Genomic DNA, 20243 nt, shown 5'->3' with positions numbered 1-20243 from the left:
CTAGCCAACACTAAAATTACACTTTGGCAATATGAGCCACTTCAAACATCTTTTTCACATTTTCACATTCATGAGTCGTTAAAGTCAGCGCCATACAGACTCTTGAATACGTGTAACTCTCTCGATGACAGCCCCTGCGTCCCACAACACCTGCGCGCGACTACCTTGTTATTTGACAGTTGGAGTACTTGCCACCGGCGCTCACTACCTAACACTTTTGTTATTGTCGTTGGCGCTACCGGCATTAATAGCGACTTTACTGGGTGGACTAATCGGCACCGCCGTAAGTTACCAAGGCAACAAACGCTGGACGTTCACAACCCCCCGCCCACCCGATACTTATCAATGGTTGCGCTTTTGCATCACGGCCCTCGCCTATAACGCGGCAAACCTGGGGCTGATGGCCTTGCTGCTGGCGCTCTGGCCCCGGCACCTATGGCTGATGCAAGGGCTGACCACCCTCGCCCTGACGTTGCTCACATACCGAATCAATCAGCACTGGAGCTTTCGCCATGAACCCATCAAGACCTGAGCGCCCTCTGCGCCCGCTGCTCAGTGTGGTTGTCTGCTGTTATAACGAAGCCAAGGTACTGCCACTCTTTCATAAACGATTAATGGCTGTGCTGGACACATTAACCATTCGCCATGAAGTGTTGTATGTAAACGACGGCAGTCGCGATGAAACACTGGCGCTGCTGGCGGGTTATTGCCGGGTACCGGGGGTTCGCTGCCTGAACCTGAGCCGCAACTTCGGCAAGGAAGCGGCGATGGTCGCCGGTATTGATTATGCCGGTGGCAATGGGTTGTTATTTATTGACGCAGACCTGCAAGACCCACCCGAACTTATTCCATTAATGGTTCATCATTGGCTGACTGGCAGCGATATTGTCAATATGCAGCGCCGCACTCGACTGTCTGATACGTCAAGCAAACGGATCAGTGCCCATCTCTACTACAAACTGATGAACTTCCTGGCCGACAAGTTTGATGTGCCTGCCGACGTCAGCGACTTCCGGCTGATTGGCCCTGCGCCCCTGGCAGCGCTGCGATGCATGCCCGAGCGCACACGGTTCATGAAGGGCCTGATCAGTTGGCTGGGGTTCAATACCGTCGAGCTGCCCTACGACCGTGAACCACGCAGCGCCGGCCTCAGCAAATGGGGGCCGCTGGCGCTGATCGACCTGGGTATCGAAGGTGTGTTGGCCCTCTCGCGCAAGCCGTTGCGCTGGTTCAGCCTGCTCAGCCTGGTGATTTTCATCGCGACCCTGGTCCTGATCATCTATCAGGTGAGCGTCAACACCTTCAGTTCCCATCACGTGATCATGGGCATCGCCGCGTTCATCGCCCTGGGCATCGCGATGATCGGCGAATACCTGGGCGCCACGTTGAGCGAGGTCAGGCAGCGTCCCATCTACCTGCTCGACAGGCTGCTCGGCGAAACCCCTGAACGCCCGGAACACACCTGCCCCACACACCCTCGCGAACAAGAAAACCGCTGATGACTATGACGACCCGTACGCTATGGCTGCTATTGATCGCCATTTTGGGCCTGCGCCTGGCAAGCCTGGGGCTCTACCCGCTGATGGACACCTCAGAGGCCCGCTATGCAGAAATGGCGCGCAAGATGCTGGTACTCGGTAACTGGGTAACCCCGCTGTTCGAGGTGGATGTGCCGTTTTGGGGCAAGCCGCCGCTGTCGTTCTGGAGCCAGGCGCTGGCCATGCAGTGGCTGGGCATCAATGAATTCGCGATTCGTGTTCCGGCGTGGCTGTTTCATGTGGCCAGTTGCCTGATCATCATTCGTTTTGCCCGTGAGCAAGCGGATGAAAAAACCGCCGTGCTGGCGGCGATTATCTTTTCCAGCTCGACCCTCGGCCTGCTGTCAGCGGGGGTGGTGCTGACTGATCCGGCACTGAGTTTCTCGGTCCTGCTGGCCACCTACGGCTTTTGGCGCGGCGTGGCACAAGGCGACCGGCGGTGGGCGCTGGCAGGATTCGCCGGCCTGGGTCTTGGCCTGTTGGCGAAGGGGCCATTGGCAGTGGTCTTGGTCGCCATTCCCGCGTTCGCCTGGACCGTTGGTTATCGCCAGTGGCGCGCTTTTTTGCGCTTGCCCTGGCTCACCGGCGTTTTGCTGATGCTGCTGATCGCCGTGCCCTGGTACCTGCTTGCCGAACAACGCACCCCCGGCTTTCTTGATTACTTCCTCGTGGGCGAGCATTGGAAGCGCTATGTCGTCAGCGATTGGGCCGGCGACTTGTACGGCAGTGCCCATGCCCGGCCAATCGGTGCTATCTGGCTGGATTTGCTGCTGGCGTTTTTCCCGTGGACCCTGCTGCTACCCGCGCTCTACATTGGCTTTCGCCGCTCGGTGCTGTCGGGACGCTACTACGCGTTCATCACCCTGTGGGCCCTGGCAACCCCGGCCTTTTTCACGTTCTCCGGCAATATCCTGTGGACTTACCTGTTGCCGGCCCTACCGGCCTGGAGCCTGTTACTGGCAGGCGCGCTCAATCAGGCGCGCTGGAGCACCGGGAAAATAGTCACTGGACTGATGCTGGCACTGCTCTTGCCTGTGTGGCTGCCGATTGCCGCAATCGATGGCCGTGCCTTTGATCGGCCCAACAACCAGCGCGACCTCGCCTACGCCTGGCAGCAACTGCAAGCCAGCGCGCCGGGAAGCCTTTACTACTGGGGCCGCCGCTCCTATTCGGGAGAGTTCTACACAAAGGGCCAGGCGCGCCAGATCGACGACTTGAGCAGCCTGCCCGATGACCGGACGTTCTACATCGCCCGCCGCGAACGTGACCTCAAGCGCGGTCTCCAGGAGTTGCAGCCGTTGAACTGCGTCGAACAACTGCGGGCCAGCCAGAGTGTGTTGTTTAAGTGCGGTACAGGATCTGTAAATGCCATACAAAATGTACCAAGCAGTTAATTAGCTTGCTATCATTACTCCCCTGGACCATCACCCTCGGGTTTTTCGACATGAAACACACACCCCGCGCCGCTGGCGCCTCTCGATTCCTGTTGCTGGGCTTGGGCGTAATCATCGCCCTGCTCGGCGTGGCGTTGGCCGTCGGCGGCGCAAAACTGCTGAGCCTGGGCGGCTCCGGCTACTTCCTGATCGGCGGCGTGGCCATGGCCATTTCCGGCCTGTTGATTGCCAAGCGCAAACGAGCAGGTGCCTGGTTGTTCGCCGCATTTTTGCTTGGCACTGCCGTGTGGGCTGTGGTGGATGTAGGCCTGGTGTTCTGGCCACTGTTTTCGCGGTTGTTCATGTTCGCCGCCATTGGTCTTGCGGTGGCGCTGGCCTATCCGTTGCTGGCACCGGGCACCCGCCGTGGCGCCTTCAGCGTGGCGGGCGTGCTGGCGCTGGCATTGGCCGTGGCGGCGGGCAATATGTTTGTCGCCCACCCCAGTGTCGCGCCCAACGGTAGAGGCCCGGGCTTGACCCCCGTGGCCCCGGCAGAGGCGCAGAAGGACTGGGCGCACTACGGCAACACCGAAGGCGGCAGCCGTTTTGCAGCGCTGGACCAGATCAATCGCACCAACGTCGACAAGCTTAAAGTAGCCTGGACCTATCACACCGGTGATGTGGCCATCAGCGACGGCAATGGCGCCGAAGATCAACTCACACCCTTGCAGATCGGCAACAAGGTGTTTATCTGCACGCCCCATAACAACCTGATCGCGCTGGATGCCGACACCGGCAAAGAGCTGTGGAAGAACACCATCAACGCCCAGTCGGCGGTGTGGCAGCGCTGCCGTGGCATGGCCTATTTCGATGCCACCGCACCCATCGCCCAGCCAACCCAGGCCAACAGCTCGCCGATCATTGCCGCCAGCGTGCCGGCCGGTGCGCAGTGCCAGCGGCGCCTGCTGACCAATACCATCGATGCTCGATTGATTGCAGTGGATGCCGATACCGGCGAGTTCTGCGAGGACTTTGGCAACCACGGCCAAGTGGATTTGAAAGCCGGCCTGGGCAATGTGCCGGACAGCTATTACCAGTTGTCCTCCGCGCCATTGATCGCCGGCACCACCGTAGTGGTTGGCGGGCGCGTCGCCGATAACGTCCAGACCGATATGCCGGGCGGCGTGATCCGTGGTTTTGATGTGATCAGCGGGCAGATGCGCTGGGCATTCGACCCGGGCAACCCTGAAGACAAGCAGGCCCCCGCAGCCGGCAGCACCTATGTGCGCAGCACCCCCAACAGCTGGGCGCCGATGTCCTATGACCCGCTGATGAACACGGTATTCCTGCCGATGGGCAGTTCGTCCACCGATATCTATGGTGTGGAGCGCACCCAGCTCAATCACAAGTACGGCGCCTCGGTGCTGGCACTGGACGCCTCCACCGGTGCCGAAAAGTGGGTGTACCAGACCGTCCACAATGACCTCTGGGACTTCGACTTGCCGATGCAACCGAGCCTGATCGACTTCCCCCGGGCCGACGGCAAGACCGTACCCGCCGTGGTGATCGGCACCAAGGCCGGGCAGATCTATGTACTCGATCGCGCTACCGGCAAGCCGTTGACCGAGGTACAAGAGGTGCCAGTCAAGGCTGCGGACATTCCCAATGAACCGTACTCGCCCACCCAGCCAAGGTCCGTGGGCATGCCACAGATCGGCGCGCAGACCCTGGGCGAAGCGGACATGTGGGGCGCAACCCCCTATGACCAGCTGCTGTGCCGCATCGACTTCAAGAGCATGCGCTACGACGGCCTGTACACCGCACCGGGCACCGATAAATCACTGAGCTTCCCCGGCTCCCTGGGCGGAATGAACTGGGGCAGTATCTCCACCGACCCGGTGCATGGCTTTATCTTCGTCAACGACATGCGCCTGGGCCTATGGATCCAGATGATCCCCTCGCAAAACAAGGCCCAGGCCTCCTCCGGTGGCGAGGCGTTGAACACCGGCATGGGCGCGGTGCCGCTCAAGGGCACGCCTTACGCGGTGAACAAAAACCGCTTCCTGTCGGTGGCCGGCATTCCGTGCCAGGCGCCACCGTTCGGCACTCTCACCGCCATCGACATGAAGACCCAGCAGATTGCCTGGCAAGTACCGGTCGGCACCGTTGAAGACACCGGCCCGCTGGGTATACGCATGCACCTGCCGATCAAGGTTGGCCTGCCGACCCTGGGCGGCACCCTGTCGACCCAAGGCGGCCTGGTGTTTATCGCCGGCACCCAGGACTTCTATCTGCGCGCCTTCAACAGCGCCAATGGCGAAGAAGCCTGGAAAGCCCGCCTGCCCGTGGGTAGCCAGGGTGGGCCGATGACCTATGTGTCGCCAAAAACCGGCAAACAGTATGTGGTCATCACTGCGGGCGGCGCGCGCCAATCCACCGACCGTGGCGACTACGTGATCGCCTACGCCCTGCCTTGAGCCCCGCGCGGCGCTGATGCGCCGCCATTTGAATGTGGGAGCCGGGCTGCACGGCTCCCACAGGTATCGTGATTTTTCCAGGAAGACCCCGCATGTCCCCCGCGTTTAATACTCTGTCTCTGCGCCTGCTCGCCAGCCTGCTGCTGGGCGCCACGCTGCCCGCCTACGGCAGCCCCCTCACCGGCGACTGGGGTGGCCTGCGCCATCAGCTCGACGAGCAAGGCATCAAGTTCACCGGCGACTACAGCGGCGAAACCGCCTATAACGCCAATGGCGGCCAGCATCGTTCGGCGCGCTACTCGCAAAACATCAAGCTTGGCGTGCAACTGGACCTGGGCAAATTGTATGGCCTGCACAACGGCGACAAGATCCAACTGACGATCAACGACCGGCGTGGCAACAGCGCCTCCGAAGACCTGGTGGGCAACCGCCTGCCGATCCAGGAAAACTACGGCGGGCTCTACACCCGTCTGACCGAACTGAGTTATGAGCGCACCCTGTTCACGCCGGCCCTGAACCTCAAGCTCGGCTACATGGCCATGGGCAACGACCTGGGCGGCCTCGACAGCGGGATCCTGTGCAACTTCATGAACGCCGGTTTCTGCGGGCACCCCCTGAACATGTCCGGCGGCAGCGGTTGGACCAACTACCCCAACGCTCACCTGGGCGCACGGGTGAAGTATGACTTCTCGCCGGCCTGGCAATTACGCGTGGCGGCGTTCAATGTCGACCCGCAAAGCAACGGCAACTCCAGCCGCGCCTGGCACCTGGGGCCCAAGCACACGACCGGCACCGTGGTGCCCATCGAGCTGGTCTACAAGCACGCCAGCGATCTGCCCGGCGAATACAAGCTTGGCTACTACTACGACAGCTCCAACGTGCAGCGCATCGGCAGCGCCAAGTACGTCAGCGGGCGCGGCGGCCATTATCTGCTGGTCGACCAGGCCCTGTGGAACTCCCAGGCCTCAGAGGGCCGGACCTTGCATGCGTTCGGCCAATACTCGGCCGCCAGCAAGGCGGCCTCGCCGTTCACTCGCTGGTATGGCGCCGGCCTGGTGCTGTACAAGCCGTTCGCCAGCCGACCATGGGACACCGTAGCCCTGGGGTACGGCCGCGCCGTACCCAACCCCCGCAGCCGCGATGTACTGCAACAGGCCGCCCAAGCCCAAGACAGTGCCTTGCCAAACCTTGACAGTGCCGAACAGTTGCTCGAACTGAGCTACGGCTACCAGGCCACGCCCTGGCTGACCCTGCGCCCGGATGTGCAATACATCATTGAGCCAGGGGCGTTCGCCGCAAAGAAGATCGACAATGCGCTGATACTGGGGCTGCAGGTGAAGGCGACGTTCTGAAGTGCTGACTTCCAGGCAGTCGGATTTGACCTTCGTCGCGTCCGGGCTTTCGGTGGCGGCACTCAGTCAAAAATGAGTGCCTGGTTTCGGTTACCCTGCACGGCGCGCACAGCCCCCCGTGACAAGGACACCCCGTGACCCGAGAACAACTTGAGCAGAACCAGATCCCCGTCTACCTTGTCGCCGTCATCGGCGCCGTGCTCGGTGGCCTGCTCGCCCCGCAGGCCGCAGCGGGGCTTGGCGCCCTGGTAACCCCGGCAATCGCCGTGCTGATGTACGCCATGTTCCTGCAGATCCCGTTTCTGCAACTGCGCCAGGGGCTGGCCAATAAACGCTTTATGGCGGCGCTGCTGATCGCCAACTTCGTGTTGATCCCGCTGCTGGTCTGGGGCTTGACCCGTGGTTTGAACGAGCGCCCGGCCATCCTGATCGGCGCGTTGCTGGTGCTGCTGACGCCGTGCATCGACTACGTGGTGGTGTTTACCCACATTGGCAAAGGCGACGCGCGGCTGACGCTGGCCGCCACCCCGGTGTTGCTGTTGCTGCAACTGGCCCTGCTGCCGTTGTACCTGGCGCTGATACCTTCCGGTGACGCCGCGGTGGCGATTTCTATCGGCCCGTTTGTCGAGGCCTTTTTGCTGCTGATCGTGGCACCACTGCTGCTGGCGGTGCTGACCTGCGCGGGCGCCCGGCACTCGCGCCTGCTCGAGCGCTGGAACGATGGCTGGGCATGGATGCCGGTGCCGGCCATGGCGGCGGTGCTGATCGTGGTGATTGGCTCGCAGATCGCGTTTGTCGCGCAGCAGATCGAGCAGTTGTTGCCGGTGGTGCCGGTTTACTTAGGCTTTATGCTGTTGGCGCCAGTGGTCGGGGCACTCACGGCGTGGGCCTTTCGCTTGCCGGCAAGCACCGCGCGCGCGGTCACGTTCAGCAGCGCGACCCGCAACTCACTGGTGGTCTTGCCGCTGGCGCTGGCCCTGCCGGAAGATATCCGCGCCCTGGCCGCCGCCGCCGTCATCACCCAGACCTTGATCGAGTTGGTGTTCGAGCTGGTCTATATCCGGGTGATCCCGGCCCTGGTCTGGCGCAGCCGCTAGGGTTGCGCCCGTGTCGCGTGCCAGCACACCAGCGAGCCCGCGGTCACCAGCACCGCACCCTGCCAGAACTGCGGGGTGAGGTGAGCGCCCAGCCATAGCGCTGCAAAGGCCGACGACAGCACCGGCGCGCCATAGGACGCGGTCGCCAGCAAGGTCAGGTTGCCGCGCAGGATACCGATATTCCACAGCGCATAGCCGCCCGCCATGGCGATGCCCGTGGCGAGCAATTCCAGGCTGCTCCCCAAGGTAAAAGCCGGCAGCACTTGGGCACTGAAGGCGAATTTTGCCCATAGCAGCGCCGCCGTCAGGATGAAAAACAACACCACCAGGTTCTGCCCGCCGGCGTAGCGCCGCGTGACGTTGCAATACAAGGCAAAGGTGATCGCACAGCCCAGGGCCAGGCTGTAGCTCAGGGGGTTGGATTGCACATTGGCGACGATGGTTGCCAATGCCAGGCCATCGCCACTGACCACCCACAGGATGCCAAACAGCGCCAGCGCCGAGCCTGGCACGATAATCCAGCGCGCTCGCTGGCCATTCATGACGATTGCCAACAACACCGTCAGACACGGCCAGAGGTAGTTCACCACCCCCAGCTCAATCGCCTGGTTGCGGTTGCTGGCAAAACCCAGGGCCAGGGACAGGCAGACCTCGTAGGCCACGAACAACCCGCTGCCCATGATCAGGTAGCGCCAGGACGTGGCGCGCAGGCGCGGCCGTCCCAGCCAGGCCAGCAGCAGTATCGCGCCTACCGTGTAGATCAGCGCCGCGCCCCCCAAGGGCCCGAACAGTTCACTGACACTGCGGATCAAACCGGCGGCGGTGCTCCATAAAACAATCGCGACCAAACCACACACCGTCGCGGCCCGCTCCCCCCTGATCTGCATGGATGCCTCTCTGAGAATGTCCACAGCCACAGCACCTGCGGCACAAAGGCCGCAACGGTACACGCTGGGGTATTGCTTGTCTCCTTGTGGGAACCACAACCAAGCAATCTCATTGAGAGCAGAAATCATGACCACGCCACACATCAACTGTAGGAGCTGGCTTGCCTGCGATGGCGGTGGGTCAGCCGCCACATCCTTACTTGACCTACCGCCATCGCGGGCAAGCCCGCTCCCACAGTGGGAACTCAGCGAGTAGAAAATTGTGGCCATAGCACAATTCAAATGTAGGAGCGGGCTTGCCCGCGATGGTGGTGGGTCAGCCGCCAAAAATAGTGACTGAACAGCCGCCATCGCGGGCAAGCCCGCTCCCACAGTGGGAACTCAGCGAGTAGAAAATTGTGGCCATACCACAATTCAAATGTAGGAGCGGGCTTGCCTGCGATGGTGGTGGGTCAGCCGCCAAAAATAGTGACTGAACAGCCGCCATCGCGAGCAAGCCCGCTCCCACAGGGGGATCACTTCAAGGCAAGGCTGTTTGGTTGGTTGCAGTTCGCGCAACAGTGTCTTGTCATCAACGGGATTGATAGCACCCTAACGAAAGCCCCATGCTAGAGGGCTTGGCTGGCGCTTATATCATTCCGAATGATAGTTACCTTTGTTTCATTCGATTCGTGAGATAGCACACTGCCGAGCATGATCCGCCCATCTCAAATACATTGGCGGATGCACCTCATGGAACAGTCACTCAAACATTTGCGCTATCCCCTGGCCCTTTTGGCCGTGCTGGTGATGAGCGCATGCGGCAAGGCCCCCGAGCAAGCGGCCGCCATGCCCGCCAGCAAAGTCAGCGTTGCCAAGGTCCTGGAACAACCGGTCAATGAATGGGACGAGTTCACCGGCCGCCTCGAAGCCCCGGAAACCGTACAGATCCGCCCGCGTGTATCAGGCCAGATCGACCAGGTCGCCTTCACCGAAGGCGCGCTGGTAAAAAAAGGCGACCTGCTGTTCCAGATCGACCCGCGTCCATTCCAGGCTGAAGTGCGCCGCCTGGAAGCCCAGCTTCAACAGACCAAAGCCGCTGCTTCGCGCAGTGACAATGAAGCCCAGCGTGGCGAGCGCCTGCGCCAGAGCAATGCGATTTCTGCCGAGTTGGCCGACTCGCGTACCACCGCCGCCCAGGAAGCCCGTGCTGCCGTGGCCGGAATCCAGGCGCAACTGGACCTGGCCCGCCTGAACCTGAGTTTCACCCGTGTCACCTCGCCCATCAGTGGCCGTGTCAGCCGCGCCGCGATCACCGCCGGCAACCTGGTCACCGCCGATGTCACCGAGCTGACTAGCGTGGTCTCCACCGACAAGGTCTACGCCTACTTCGACGCTGACGAACGCGTGTACCTCAAGTACACCGAGCTGGCGCGCCAAGGCCGTCGCGGCGCCACCACCCCGGTGTACCTGGGCCTGTCCAATGAAGACGGCAACCCGCACCTGGGCCAGATGAACTTTGTCGACAACCAGGTCAACCCCGCCACCGGCACCATCCGTGGGCGCGCGGTGTTCGACAACAGCGACGGGCGTTTCACCCCTGGCCTGTATGCGCGCCTCAAGTTGGTCGGCAGCGGCACCTACTCCGCCGTGCTGATCACCGACGAAGCCGTGGGCACTGACCTTGGCAAGAAGTTTGTGCTGGTGATGGACGCCGACAACAAGTCCGCCTACCGCGCCGTGGAACTGGGGCCGAAGATCGAAGGCTTGCGCATCGTGCGCAGCGGCCTGAGCAAGGACGACACCATCATCGTCAAGGGCTTGCAGCGGGTGCGCCCGGGTTCGCCGGTTGCCCCAGAAACCATCCCGATGGCCAGCCAGGCAACCCTCGCCGCCCTGGCCCAACAACGACAAGCGCTTGAAGCCAGCAACCTGGAGCAAGTGGCGCCGGATAAAACCGCGCCCAAGCTCGCCAGTGTCGCGACTCCACGCGGTTAAGGGACTACACACCAGATGAATTTTTCCAAGTTCTTCATATCGCGGCCGATCTTCGCAGCGGTGCTATCGCTGCTGATCCTGATCGCCGGCGCAATCTCGCTGTTCCAACTGCCGATCAGCGAATACCCGGAAGTGGTACCGCCGACCGTGGTGGTGCGCGCCAACTTCCCCGGCGCCAACCCCAAGGTCATCGGTGAAACCGTGGCCTCGCCGCTGGAACAGGCGATCACCGGCGTCGAGAACATGCTCTATATGTCCTCGCAGTCGACCGCCGACGGCAAGCTCACCCTGACCATCACCTTCGCCCTGGGCACCGACCTGGATAACGCGCAGGTGCAGGTGCAAAACCGTGTGACGCGCACTCAGCCCAAACTGCCTGAGGAAGTGACACGCATTGGTATCACCGTGGACAAGGCCTCCCCCGACCTGACCATGGTCGTGCACTTGACCTCCCCGGACCAACGCTACGACATGCTGTACCTGTCCAACTACGCGATCCTCAATATCAAGGATGAGTTGGCGCGGCTGGGCGGTGTGGGTGATGTGCAGCTGTTCGGCATGGGCGATTACTCGCTGCGGGTGTGGCTGGATCCGAACAAGACCGCCTCGCGCAACCTGACCGCCACCGATGTGGTAACCGCGATTCGCGAACAGAACCGCCAGGTGGCCGCCGGTGCCCTGGGCGCGCAACCTGCGCCCAACGACACCAGCTTCCAGTTGTCGGTCAATACCCAGGGCCGCCTGGTCACCGAGGAAGAGTTCGAAAACATCGTGATTCGCGCCGGCGACAACGGTGAGATCACGCGCCTCAAGGACATCGCCCGCGTTGAGCTGGGCTCCAGCCAATATGCCCTGCGCTCGCTGATCGACAATCAGCCGGCGGTGGCGATTCCGATCTTCCAGCGCCCGGGCTCCAATGCCATCGACATCTCCAATGATGTGCGCAGCAAAATGGCCGAGCTGAAAAAGAGCTTCCCCGAAGGCATGGATTACCGCATCGCCTACGACCCGACCGTGTTTGTGCGCGGCTCGATCGAGGCGGTGGTGCACACCTTGTTCGAGGCGTTGATCCTGGTAGTGCTGGTGGTGATCCTGTTCCTGCAGACCTGGCGTGCGTCGATCATCCCCCTGGTCGCAGTGCCGGTGTCGCTGATCGGCACCTTTGCGGTGATGCACTTGTTCGGCTTTTCCCTCAATGCGCTGTCGCTGTTCGGCCTGGTGTTGGCCATCGGGATCGTGGTGGACGACGCCATCGTGGTGGTGGAGAACGTCGAACGTAATATCGAGCTGGGCCTGGAGCCCTTCCCGGCCACGGAAAAAGCCATGAGCGAAGTGACCGGGCCGATCATTGCCACGGCGCTGGTGCTGTGTGCGGTGTTTATCCCGGCCGCCTTTATCAGCGGCTTGACCGGGCAGTTCTATAAGCAGTTTGCCTTGACCATCGCCATCTCGACCGTGATCTCGGCATTCAACTCCCTGACCCTGTCGCCGGCCCTTGCCGCAGTCTTGCTGCGCAGCCATGACGCGCCAAAAGACCGGTTCTCCAGGTTCCTCGACAAGCTCTTCGGTGGCTGGCTGTTCCGCCCGTTCAACCGCTTCTTTGAAAAGGCCAGCCATGGCTACGTCGGCACCGTACGCCGGGTGATCCGTGGCACCGGTATCGCGCTGTTCGTGTATGGCGGCCTGATGGTGCTGACCTTCTTCGGGTTTGCCCACACGCCCACCGGTTTCGTACCGGCCCAGGACAAGCAATACCTGGTGGCCTTCGCCCAACTGCCGGACGCCGCGAGCCTAGACCGCACCGAAAACGTGATCAAGCGCATGTCTGACATCGCCTTGAAACAGCCCGGCGTCGAAAGCGCCATCGCCTTCCCGGGCCTGTCGATCAATGGGTTCACCAACAGCCCCAACAGCGGCATCGTGTTCGTGACCTTGAAACCGTTCGGCGAGCGTAAGGACCCCAGCATGTCCGCCGGGGCGATTGCCGGGGCGCTGAACGGCAAGTACGCCGACATCCAGGAAGCCTACATGGCGATCTTCCCACCGCCGCCGGTACAGGGCCTGGGCACCATCGGTGGGTTCCGCCTGCAAGTCGAAGACCGCGGCAACCTGGGCTATGAAGAGCTGTACAAAGAAGTGCAGAACGTCATCGCCAAGAGCCACAACGTGCCGGAACTGTTTGGCCTGTTCACCAGCTACACGGTCAACGTGCCCCAGGTCGATGCTGCTATCGACCGGGAAAAGGCCAAGACCCACGGCGTGGCGATCAGCGACATCTTCGACACCCTGCAAATCTACCTGGGCTCGTTGTATGCCAACGACTTCAACCGCTTTGGCCGTACCTACCAGGTCAACGTGCAGGCTGAACAGCAGTTCCGCCTGGACCAGGACCAGATCGGCCAGTTGAAAGTGCGCAACAACAAGGGCGAGATGATCCCGCTGGCGACCTTCATCAAGGTCAGCGACACCTCGGGGCCGGACCGTGTGATGCACTACAACGGCTTTATCACCGCCGAGATCAACGGCAACGCCGCCCCCGGCTACAGCTCGGGCCAGGCGGAGGCGGCGATCGAGAAACTGCTCAAAGAAGAACTGCCCAACGGCATGACCTACGAGTGGACTGACCTGACGTATCAGCAAATCCTCTCGGGCAATACCGCGCTGTTCGTGTTCCCGCTCTGCGTACTGCTGGCGTTCCTGGTACTGGCCGCCCAATACGAAAGCTGGAGCTTGCCACTGGCGGTGATCCTGATCGTACCGATGACCCTGCTGTCGGCCATCACCGGGGTGATTCTGTCCGGTGGCGACAACAACATCTTTACCCAGATCGGCTTGATCGTACTGGTGGGCCTGGCCTGTAAGAACGCGATCCTGATCGTCGAATTCGCCAAGGATAAACAGGAAGAAGGCCTCGACCCGCTGGCTGCGGTGCTGGAAGCCTGCCGCCTGCGTCTACGGCCGATCCTGATGACCTCGTTCGCTTTCATCATGGGCGTGGTGCCCCTGGTGTTCTCCAGCGGCGCCGGTGCCGAGATGCGTCATGCCATGGGTGTGGCGGTGTTCTCCGGGATGATCGGGGTGACCTTCTTCGGTCTGTTGCTGACGCCGGTGTTCTACGTGTTGATCCGCCGCTATGTGGAGCGCAGCCAAGCGCGCAAAGCGGCCAAGGCCTTGCAGCTGGAGACACAGCAATGAATGTGAAAGTGTTCCTGCCGAGCCTGTTGGTATTGGCGCTCGCCGCCTGCGCCGTGGGCCCGGACTATAAAACCCAGCAACTGGAGGCGGCCAACATCACGGCCGCCGCCGATGCCAAGCAATACGACCACGCCAAGTTCGAAGGTATCTGGTGGCAGCAATTCGAAGACCCGATCCTCAACCAATTGGTCAGCCAATCGTTGAGCGGCAACCGGGACCTGCGGGTCGCGTTTGCCCGCCTGCGGGCCGCCCGGGCGATTCGCGATGACGCCAGCAATGACGCGATGCCGACCATCACCAGCCGCGCCAGCAGCGACTTGGCCAAGGGCCAGATCCCTGGCCAGACCACACGCCGGGTCAATAGCGAGCGCTATGACCTGGGCCTGGATATGGCCTGGGAATTGGACCTGTTTGGCCGCATCCAGCGCAATCTTGAAGCCAGCGACGCCGACCAGCAAGCCGCCGAAGCCGACCTCTACCAACTGCAAGTCAGCCTGATTGCCGAACTGGTAGACGCCTACGGCCAACTGCGTGGTGCGCAACTGCGGGAAAAAATCGCCCTGGCCAACCTGAAGAACCAGCAGGATTCGCGCACCATCACCGAAAGCCTGCGCGATGCCGGCGTCGGCGACCAACTGGACGTGGTACGTGCCGATGCGCGCCTGGCAGCGGTCGAAGCCAGCGTGCCGCAATTGCAGGCCGAGCAAGTGCGCGAGCGCAATCGCATCGCCACCCTCCTCGGCCAGCGCCCGGACAAACTCAGCGTGGACCTGAGCCCAGCCAACCTGCCGGCAATTGCCAAGGCCTTGCCGATTGGCGACCCGGGGCAACTGCTGCAACGGCGCCCGGACATTCTCAGTGCCGAACGCAAACTGGCAGCGGCTACCGCACGTATCGGCGTGGCCAAGGCCGACTTGTTTCCACGGGTCAGCCTCAGTGGTTTCCTTGGGTTTACCGCTGGCCGTGGCTCGCAGATCGGTTCCTCCGCCGCCAACGCCTGGGCCCTGGGCCCGAGCATCACCTGGGCCGCCTTTGACCTGGGCAGCGTACGCGCCCGCCTGCGCGGCGCCGATGCCGAAGCCGACGGCGCCCTGGCCACCTACGAGCAGCAAGTATTGCTAGCGTTGGAAGAGTCAGAGAATGCCTTCAGCGACTACGGCAAGCGCCAGCAGCGCCTGGTCTCGCTGATCCGCCAGAGCGAATCCAGCCGTGCCGCGGCCGACCTGGCCGAAATCCGCTACCGCGAAGGCACCGCCGACTTCCTCGTACTGCTCGACGCCCAGCGTGAACGCCTGCTGGCCGAAGACGCCCAAGCCCTGGCCGAAGTGGACCTGTATCGCGGCATCGTGGCGATCTACAAGGCATTGGGGGGTGGCTGGCAGCCGGAGACGGTGGTCGCCAGCGCAAAGTGATGTAAAGAGCTCCTTTGGTTGGTCGCATCCAGCCAATTTTTAGCCCCGTGGTCCATTCGGTCACGGGGCTTTTTTTGTTTGGCGCGTCCTAAAATATTGAGAGTTATTTCTGTAAGTTAAACAAGAAGTCCCTGGTAGGTAATTTCCTAGTACCGTGCAGCACTTGGCTGCAAGGTAAAAATTCTTATTATTGCTGCGCTCAAATCGAAGCTGCCAGTTCTCCCATTATCATGACTTGGCCAGCTTTTTCAGCATTTAGCAAGAATCACCCCTTCAAAAGGAGATGTACGCCCCTTAAGCTTCAAGACTTTTGAATTAAAAGACAGGCGTTCAAATAAAAATGGGCTCATTCAATTTTTTAAAAAATAAAAACGACAACTTATATTATTCATTGTCGATATTTTTGAATCTGGATGTTCAGAGAAGCTTGTTTGTGCTCTACCTATTGCAACTTGGAATCACACAAGGAGAAATAGGCATTCTTCAATCTTTTTTATTCTTCTCTTCTGTCGCATTGGAAATTCCATCTGGCTTACTCGCAGATCGATACGGTCGTAAATTTTCGCTTACAATAGGCTTCTTAGGATTATTTATAAGCGGCGTTGGCTTTTTACTGTTCTCTTCCTTTATTCCTTTCGCAATTATATTTTGCCTATTCGGTGCCAGTATTGCCATGAGCTCCGGTTCAGACAGGGCATTATTGTATGATAACTTACTGGCAGAAAATCGAGCTGAAGATTACCCCAAGATATTATCTCGCGCCCGTGCCATTGGTGCGGTTTCATTAGGCTTGTCCATGCTTCTTGGCGGTGTACTACAAGACACATGGTCTTGGAACTGTGTTTATATTTTTTTTGCAATATCAAAGCTTATTGGAGCGCTGACTGTAACATTAATCCCCGAAATCAAACTTCCACCTGTCTCACTGAACACCAAAAAAGAAAGGGGCATGAGCAGTAAAAATACAGAGGGTCTTTTTACTGCGCTAATTAATTTCTTCCGCTCTAAAAACGGCGCTTTTCTTATACCTTTATTTATTGGATATGCTTTATTCGAGCTTTCAACGATTCCTTTGTTTATCTATGGCCAACCTTTTTTCTCCATTCAGGGCTTAGAGGTGCCTGTCATTGCCGGCATCTATGCTGGAGTTGAAGCCATATCAGCAGCAATGTTCATGGGCGCTGGCTTTATTTGCGCCAGGTTTTCTCTCGGTGCAATTGCCTTCACTACCACCCTTGCAGTTACTTTGCTTCTTTTCATTTTATCATTGAATATTGGAACGACCATTTCAATCGCAAGCTTTCTTCTAATTATGTCGCCCCCAGCAATATATGAGACGTCATATGAAACGTATATCCATGACAATGTCGAGTCACGCATCCGAGCTTCTTGTCTCTCTGTTGCCAATCTAGTCAACTCGGTGATTATTGGTATCTCCTATACCGTTTTCGGCGGACTATTAGATGTATATGGCTTCTCATTGACTTTAATTATAGTTGCGGCAACCTGTTTTTTTGGTTTGCTGGGTGTAAGCATCACATTGCTGATAGGTGGCCGAAAAACCCGTTTAAATAACCAGAAGATTGAATCGCCCTAGATTTCCTAGAGCCTCTGCAGGCTCACTATTGAAAGCCGGCTTGGAGTTTTAACTGAGCCTAATCCGCGCCATTACGCCCTACGTAGCATCATTAAGAATCAAGCTGCGGTAATGCCCGGGATTGGAGCCCGACCATTTGCGAAAGGCCTTGTAGAACGAACTCACATCGGCGAAACCCAGGCGGCTGGCGATCTCGGCGAAGCTGATATCGGCCTCGGCCAGCCACACAACCGCCAGTTCCTTGCGCACGCTGTCCTTCAGGCCCTGGTAGGTTTGCCCTTCTTCCGCCAGGCGCCGGCGCAGGGTCGAGGCGGACATGCACAACTCCTGGGCCAGGCTTTCGGTTTCCGGCCACTGTTGGGCCGGGCGTCGGCGCAGGTCATGCTTGATGCGCATCGCCAGGCTGTCGGGGTCGCGGTATTTGACCAGGATGTTGGCCGGCGCCTGGGCCAGGAAGCGCTTGAGTTCCTCGGGGCTGCGCTTGACCGGCAGGTCGAGGCAGTCGGCAGAAAAGATCATGCGTGTACGCGTGCGATCAAAGCGCAGGTTGTCGGAGAACATCACCTGGTAGTCGTCGCAGAAGTCCGGTTGCGGGCAGCGCAATTCAATGGCCAGGATCGGGATGCGTCGCCCGGCCAGCCAGCAGGCGACGCCGTGGACGATCATCCAGTAGCAAAAATAGGTGAACGCCCGTCGCGGTTCGGGTTCGGGCTCCAGCAAGACGATTTCCGCCAGGCTTTGCTGGCGCACCAATTGCGCGGGCAGGTGCTCGAGCATCAACGACAGGAAGCCCAGGCCGGTTTCCAGGGCCTCGCCCAGGGTAGGCTGGGCCATGGACGCGCGACACAGGAACCCCAGGCTGCCGGACTTGAGCTTGCGCGGGTCCATGCCAAAAAACTCATCATCCCGACGCCGCGCCAGCAAGCGCCAGAGCCGCGCGTACGCCAGCGCCGGGACGCGGGCGGCAGGCTGCTCCAGCAAGGCAGGCTCGATCCCGACCTTGTTCAGGGCCTCCCGCGTCGCCGCACCGGGGGCGCAACTCTGCAACAGGGCTTCACGAACCAGGTGGATGGAGATTGTGTCTTTTTCCGACATGGGCCAGGGCTCAATCTTGTAGGTCGGCCATTGTAGGAGCGTGTGGGCTTGATAAGGAACACATACCCCACGCTGCAACGACTTAGGCGGCTGTTCAGGCCGTGTTCAGAAAACGTCAAGATCCGCTGTTTAGTAATGAGTATCATTATGTTACAACTTAGCACCCTAACTAATTACGTTGCGGTGCCCGATGCTCGTCCCCTTTCTCATCATGCTGCGCGAAGGCATTGAAGCCGCATTGATCGTCGGCATCATCGCCAGCTACCTGCAACAGACCGGCCGTGGCCAATGGATGCCGGCGGTGTGGATCGGCGTATTTCTGGCAGCCGCCCTGGCCCTGCTGGTCGGCGGTGGGCTGGAGTTGGTCAGCGCCGAGTTCCCGCAAAAGCAGCAAGAACTGTTCGAAGGCATTGTCGGCCTGGTGGCCGTGGGCATTCTCAGTTCCATGGTGTTCTGGATGCGCAAGGTCGCGCGCTCGATCAAGCATTCCCTGCACCAATCCCTGGATCATGCCCTGGCCGGCTCACGCAACCAGGTGATTGCGCTGATTGCCATGGTGTTTTTCGCCGTAGCCCGCGAAGGCCTGGAAACGGTGTTCTTCCTGCTGGCAGTGTTCCAGCAGAGCGAAGGCCCGGCCGCGCCCATCGGCGCCCTGCTCGGCCTGGTGCTGGCGATTGTCGTGGGATTCTTGATCTACAGCGGCAGCATGCGCCTGAACCTTGGTGCGTTCTTTCGCTGGACCGGGCTGTTCATCCTGGTGGTAGCCGCCGGCATCCTCGCCAACTCGGTGCAGGCCCTGCATGAAGCCGGGGTGTGGAACCACTTGCAGACTGTACTGTTCGATTTCAGCGCGACGCTACCGATGGATGGCCCGCTAGGCTCGGTGCTGGCCGGCATGTTCGGCTATCAGGACGCGCCGACCGTCAGCACCCTGGGCGCCTACCTGATTTACCTGGTGCTGGCGCTGGTGATGTTCTTCATGCCCGCCGCGCCGGCCACCTCCTCTTCCGTTTCCAGCCAGTAAGGTCGTCCCTTGCCAAACCAAGCCCCTGCCTCGCCACCCCGCGCCTTGCGTTGGGCGGTCGCCGGTTCGGTGATCGTGATGATCGCCGCCGCCGGCCTGTTCTACTACGCCGCGCAATTGGCCGCAGCCAAGCGTCAGGTCAATCACAACGAAATCGCCGTGATCATCCACGCCCACGCCTGCGAACCCAACGCCCTGACCGTACCGGCGGGCCGTGCGAGTTTTCGCATCATCAACCGTTCGGATCGCGCGGTGGAGTGGGAAATCCTCGACGGCGTGCTGGTGGTCGAAGAGCGCGAAAACATTGCGCCGGGCTTGAGCCAGGTGATCAACGCCAACCTGCTGCCGGGCGACTACGCCATCACCTGCGGCCTGTTGAGCAACCCGCGCGGCACCCTGCACGTAACGCCGACCGCCGAGTCCGACGCCCAGGCCAAAGCCAAGCCGTCGATGGTGGCCTTTGTCGGCCCGCTGTCGGAGTTTCGCGTGTATCTGAACACCCAGGGTGGCGCCTTGATCAAGACCGTCAGCGCCCTCCAACATGCGATTGCCGCCGGCGACCTGAGCCAAGCCCAGGCCCTGTACCTGCCGGCTCGCGAGGCTTACCAACGACTGGCCCCGGCCGCCCAGCGCCTGGCCGAGTTGGACAACGCGATCAATGCCCGCGCCGATTACTTCGAAAAACGCGAACAGGACCCGGCCTTCAGCGGCTTCCATCGCCTGGAGTACGGCCTGTTCGCGCAACACAGCCTCGACGGCCTGGCACCGATTGCCCAGCGCCTGCTGGCCGATGTCACCACCCTCAAGCAACAGCTGCTCGCGCAGTCGCTGCCGCCCGAGCAACTGGTGAGCATCCTGGTGCGCAACCTCAACAGCCTGGCCGACGTGCGCGCCGCCAGTGGCGAAGAGGAGCGCTACAGCCACCTCGACCTCAATGGCTTTGCCGCCAACCTTACGGTGACGCGCAAAGTGGTGGACCTGATGCGGCCGCTGCTGGGCAAGTCCGCCGCCGACCTGTTGCCGGGGATCGATAGCGCGATCAACGCTTTCGCCGCGCAACTCGACGGCCTACAGGTCGATGGCCACTACCCCACCTATGACAGCGTTACCGCCGATCAGCGCCAGCAGATCGCCGACAAGGCCAAGGCTCTGGCCGCCGCACTCGATGGAATCGACCCAGCCCTTGGCCTCTCCGGCCTTAAGTGAAGACGACCAAATA

Annotated in this window: 14 protein-coding genes; 12 read left to right on the top strand and 2 right to left on the bottom strand. The window is 60.5% G+C overall.

Annotation, left to right across the window (positions count from 1 at the left end):
* The first annotated feature begins 124 nt into the window (after positions 1-124).
* The 6 genes from ACO77H_RS13880 (at position 125) to ACO77H_RS13855 (ending at position 7837) form a co-directional block, all read left to right on the top strand.
* Positions 125-532 carry a GtrA family protein gene (locus ACO77H_RS13880; protein WP_432755700.1) on the top strand — a complete coding sequence of 136 codons (408 nt, stop codon included), beginning with the start codon at positions 125-127 and terminating at the stop codon, positions 530-532.
* Positions 513-1499 carry a glycosyltransferase gene (locus ACO77H_RS13875; protein ID WP_432755699.1) on the top strand — a complete coding sequence of 329 codons (987 nt, stop codon included), beginning with the start codon at positions 513-515 and terminating at the stop codon, positions 1497-1499. The genes ACO77H_RS13880 and ACO77H_RS13875 overlap by 20 nt, the downstream gene beginning before the upstream one ends.
* Positions 1499-2932, top strand: coding sequence for an ArnT family glycosyltransferase (locus ACO77H_RS13870; RefSeq protein ID WP_262386247.1), 1434 nt, complete (start codon positions 1499-1501; stop codon positions 2930-2932). Before ACO77H_RS13875 ends, ACO77H_RS13870 begins: the two co-directional genes overlap by 1 nt.
* A 50-nt stretch (positions 2933-2982) precedes the next feature.
* The gene (locus ACO77H_RS13865; RefSeq protein WP_432755698.1) at positions 2983-5388 is read left to right on the top strand and encodes a glucose/quinate/shikimate family membrane-bound PQQ-dependent dehydrogenase; all 2406 of its coding nucleotides are present in this window, start codon (positions 2983-2985) and stop codon (positions 5386-5388) included.
* 92 nt (positions 5389-5480) lie between these two features.
* Entirely contained in the window at positions 5481-6740 is a 1260-nt protein-coding gene (locus ACO77H_RS13860; RefSeq protein ID WP_172311197.1) for a carbohydrate porin, read from the top strand.
* Positions 6741-6874: 134 nt separating this feature from the next.
* A complete protein-coding gene (locus ACO77H_RS13855; protein ID WP_432755697.1) occupies positions 6875-7837 on the top strand; it encodes an arsenic resistance protein in 963 nt (320 codons plus the stop codon).
* Here ACO77H_RS13855 and yddG read toward each other — a convergent pair.
* Positions 7834-8724 (bottom strand): aromatic amino acid DMT transporter YddG, encoded by an 891-nt coding sequence (gene yddG / locus ACO77H_RS13850; RefSeq protein ID WP_169951437.1) that lies wholly within the window; start codon positions 8722-8724, stop codon positions 7834-7836. The two genes, ACO77H_RS13855 and yddG, sit on opposite strands and share 4 nt — an antisense overlap.
* Before the next feature lie 732 nt (positions 8725-9456).
* On the opposite strand from yddG, the gene mexE reads away from it, so the two are divergent.
* The 4 genes from mexE (at position 9457) to ACO77H_RS13830 (ending at position 16905) form a co-directional block, all read left to right on the top strand.
* The gene (mexE, locus tag ACO77H_RS13845) at positions 9457-10701 is read left to right on the top strand and encodes a multidrug efflux RND transporter periplasmic adaptor subunit MexE (RefSeq protein ID WP_169951435.1); all 1245 of its coding nucleotides are present in this window, start codon (positions 9457-9459) and stop codon (positions 10699-10701) included.
* A 15-nt stretch (positions 10702-10716) separates the two neighbouring features.
* Positions 10717-13896, top strand: a complete 3180-nt coding sequence (locus tag ACO77H_RS13840) for an efflux RND transporter permease subunit (RefSeq protein ID WP_170041477.1) — start codon at positions 10717-10719, stop codon at positions 13894-13896.
* A complete protein-coding gene (locus tag ACO77H_RS13835; protein WP_169951431.1) occupies positions 13893-15308 on the top strand; it encodes an efflux transporter outer membrane subunit in 1416 nt (471 codons plus the stop codon). Before ACO77H_RS13840 ends, ACO77H_RS13835 begins: the two co-directional genes overlap by 4 nt.
* 340 nt (positions 15309-15648) lie before the next feature.
* A complete protein-coding gene (locus ACO77H_RS13830) occupies positions 15649-16905 on the top strand; it encodes an MFS transporter (RefSeq protein WP_432755696.1) in 1257 nt (418 codons plus the stop codon).
* 78 nt (positions 16906-16983) lie between these two features.
* On the opposite strand, the gene ACO77H_RS13825 is transcribed toward ACO77H_RS13830, so the two are convergent.
* Positions 16984-18000, bottom strand: coding sequence for an AraC family transcriptional regulator (locus ACO77H_RS13825; protein WP_432755695.1), 1017 nt, complete (start codon positions 17998-18000; stop codon positions 16984-16986).
* Between the two features lie 190 nt (positions 18001-18190).
* Here ACO77H_RS13825 and efeU point away from each other — a divergent pair, with 190 nt between their 5' ends.
* Entirely contained in the window at positions 18191-19024 is an 834-nt protein-coding gene (gene efeU / locus ACO77H_RS13820) for an iron uptake transporter permease EfeU (RefSeq protein ID WP_170057391.1), read from the top strand.
* Between the two features lie 9 nt (positions 19025-19033).
* Positions 19034-20230, top strand: a complete 1197-nt coding sequence (efeO, locus tag ACO77H_RS13815; protein WP_432755694.1) for an iron uptake system protein EfeO — start codon at positions 19034-19036, stop codon at positions 20228-20230.
* The last annotated feature ends 13 nt before the right edge of the window (positions 20231-20243 follow it).

It is taken from the genome of Pseudomonas sp. WMBT8, from assembly GCF_050916005.1.
Classification (GTDB): domain Bacteria; phylum Pseudomonadota; class Gammaproteobacteria; order Pseudomonadales; family Pseudomonadaceae; genus Aquipseudomonas.
The sequence above is the reverse complement of the archived record's forward strand: the minus strand, read 5'-3'. Positions and strand labels throughout refer to the sequence as shown.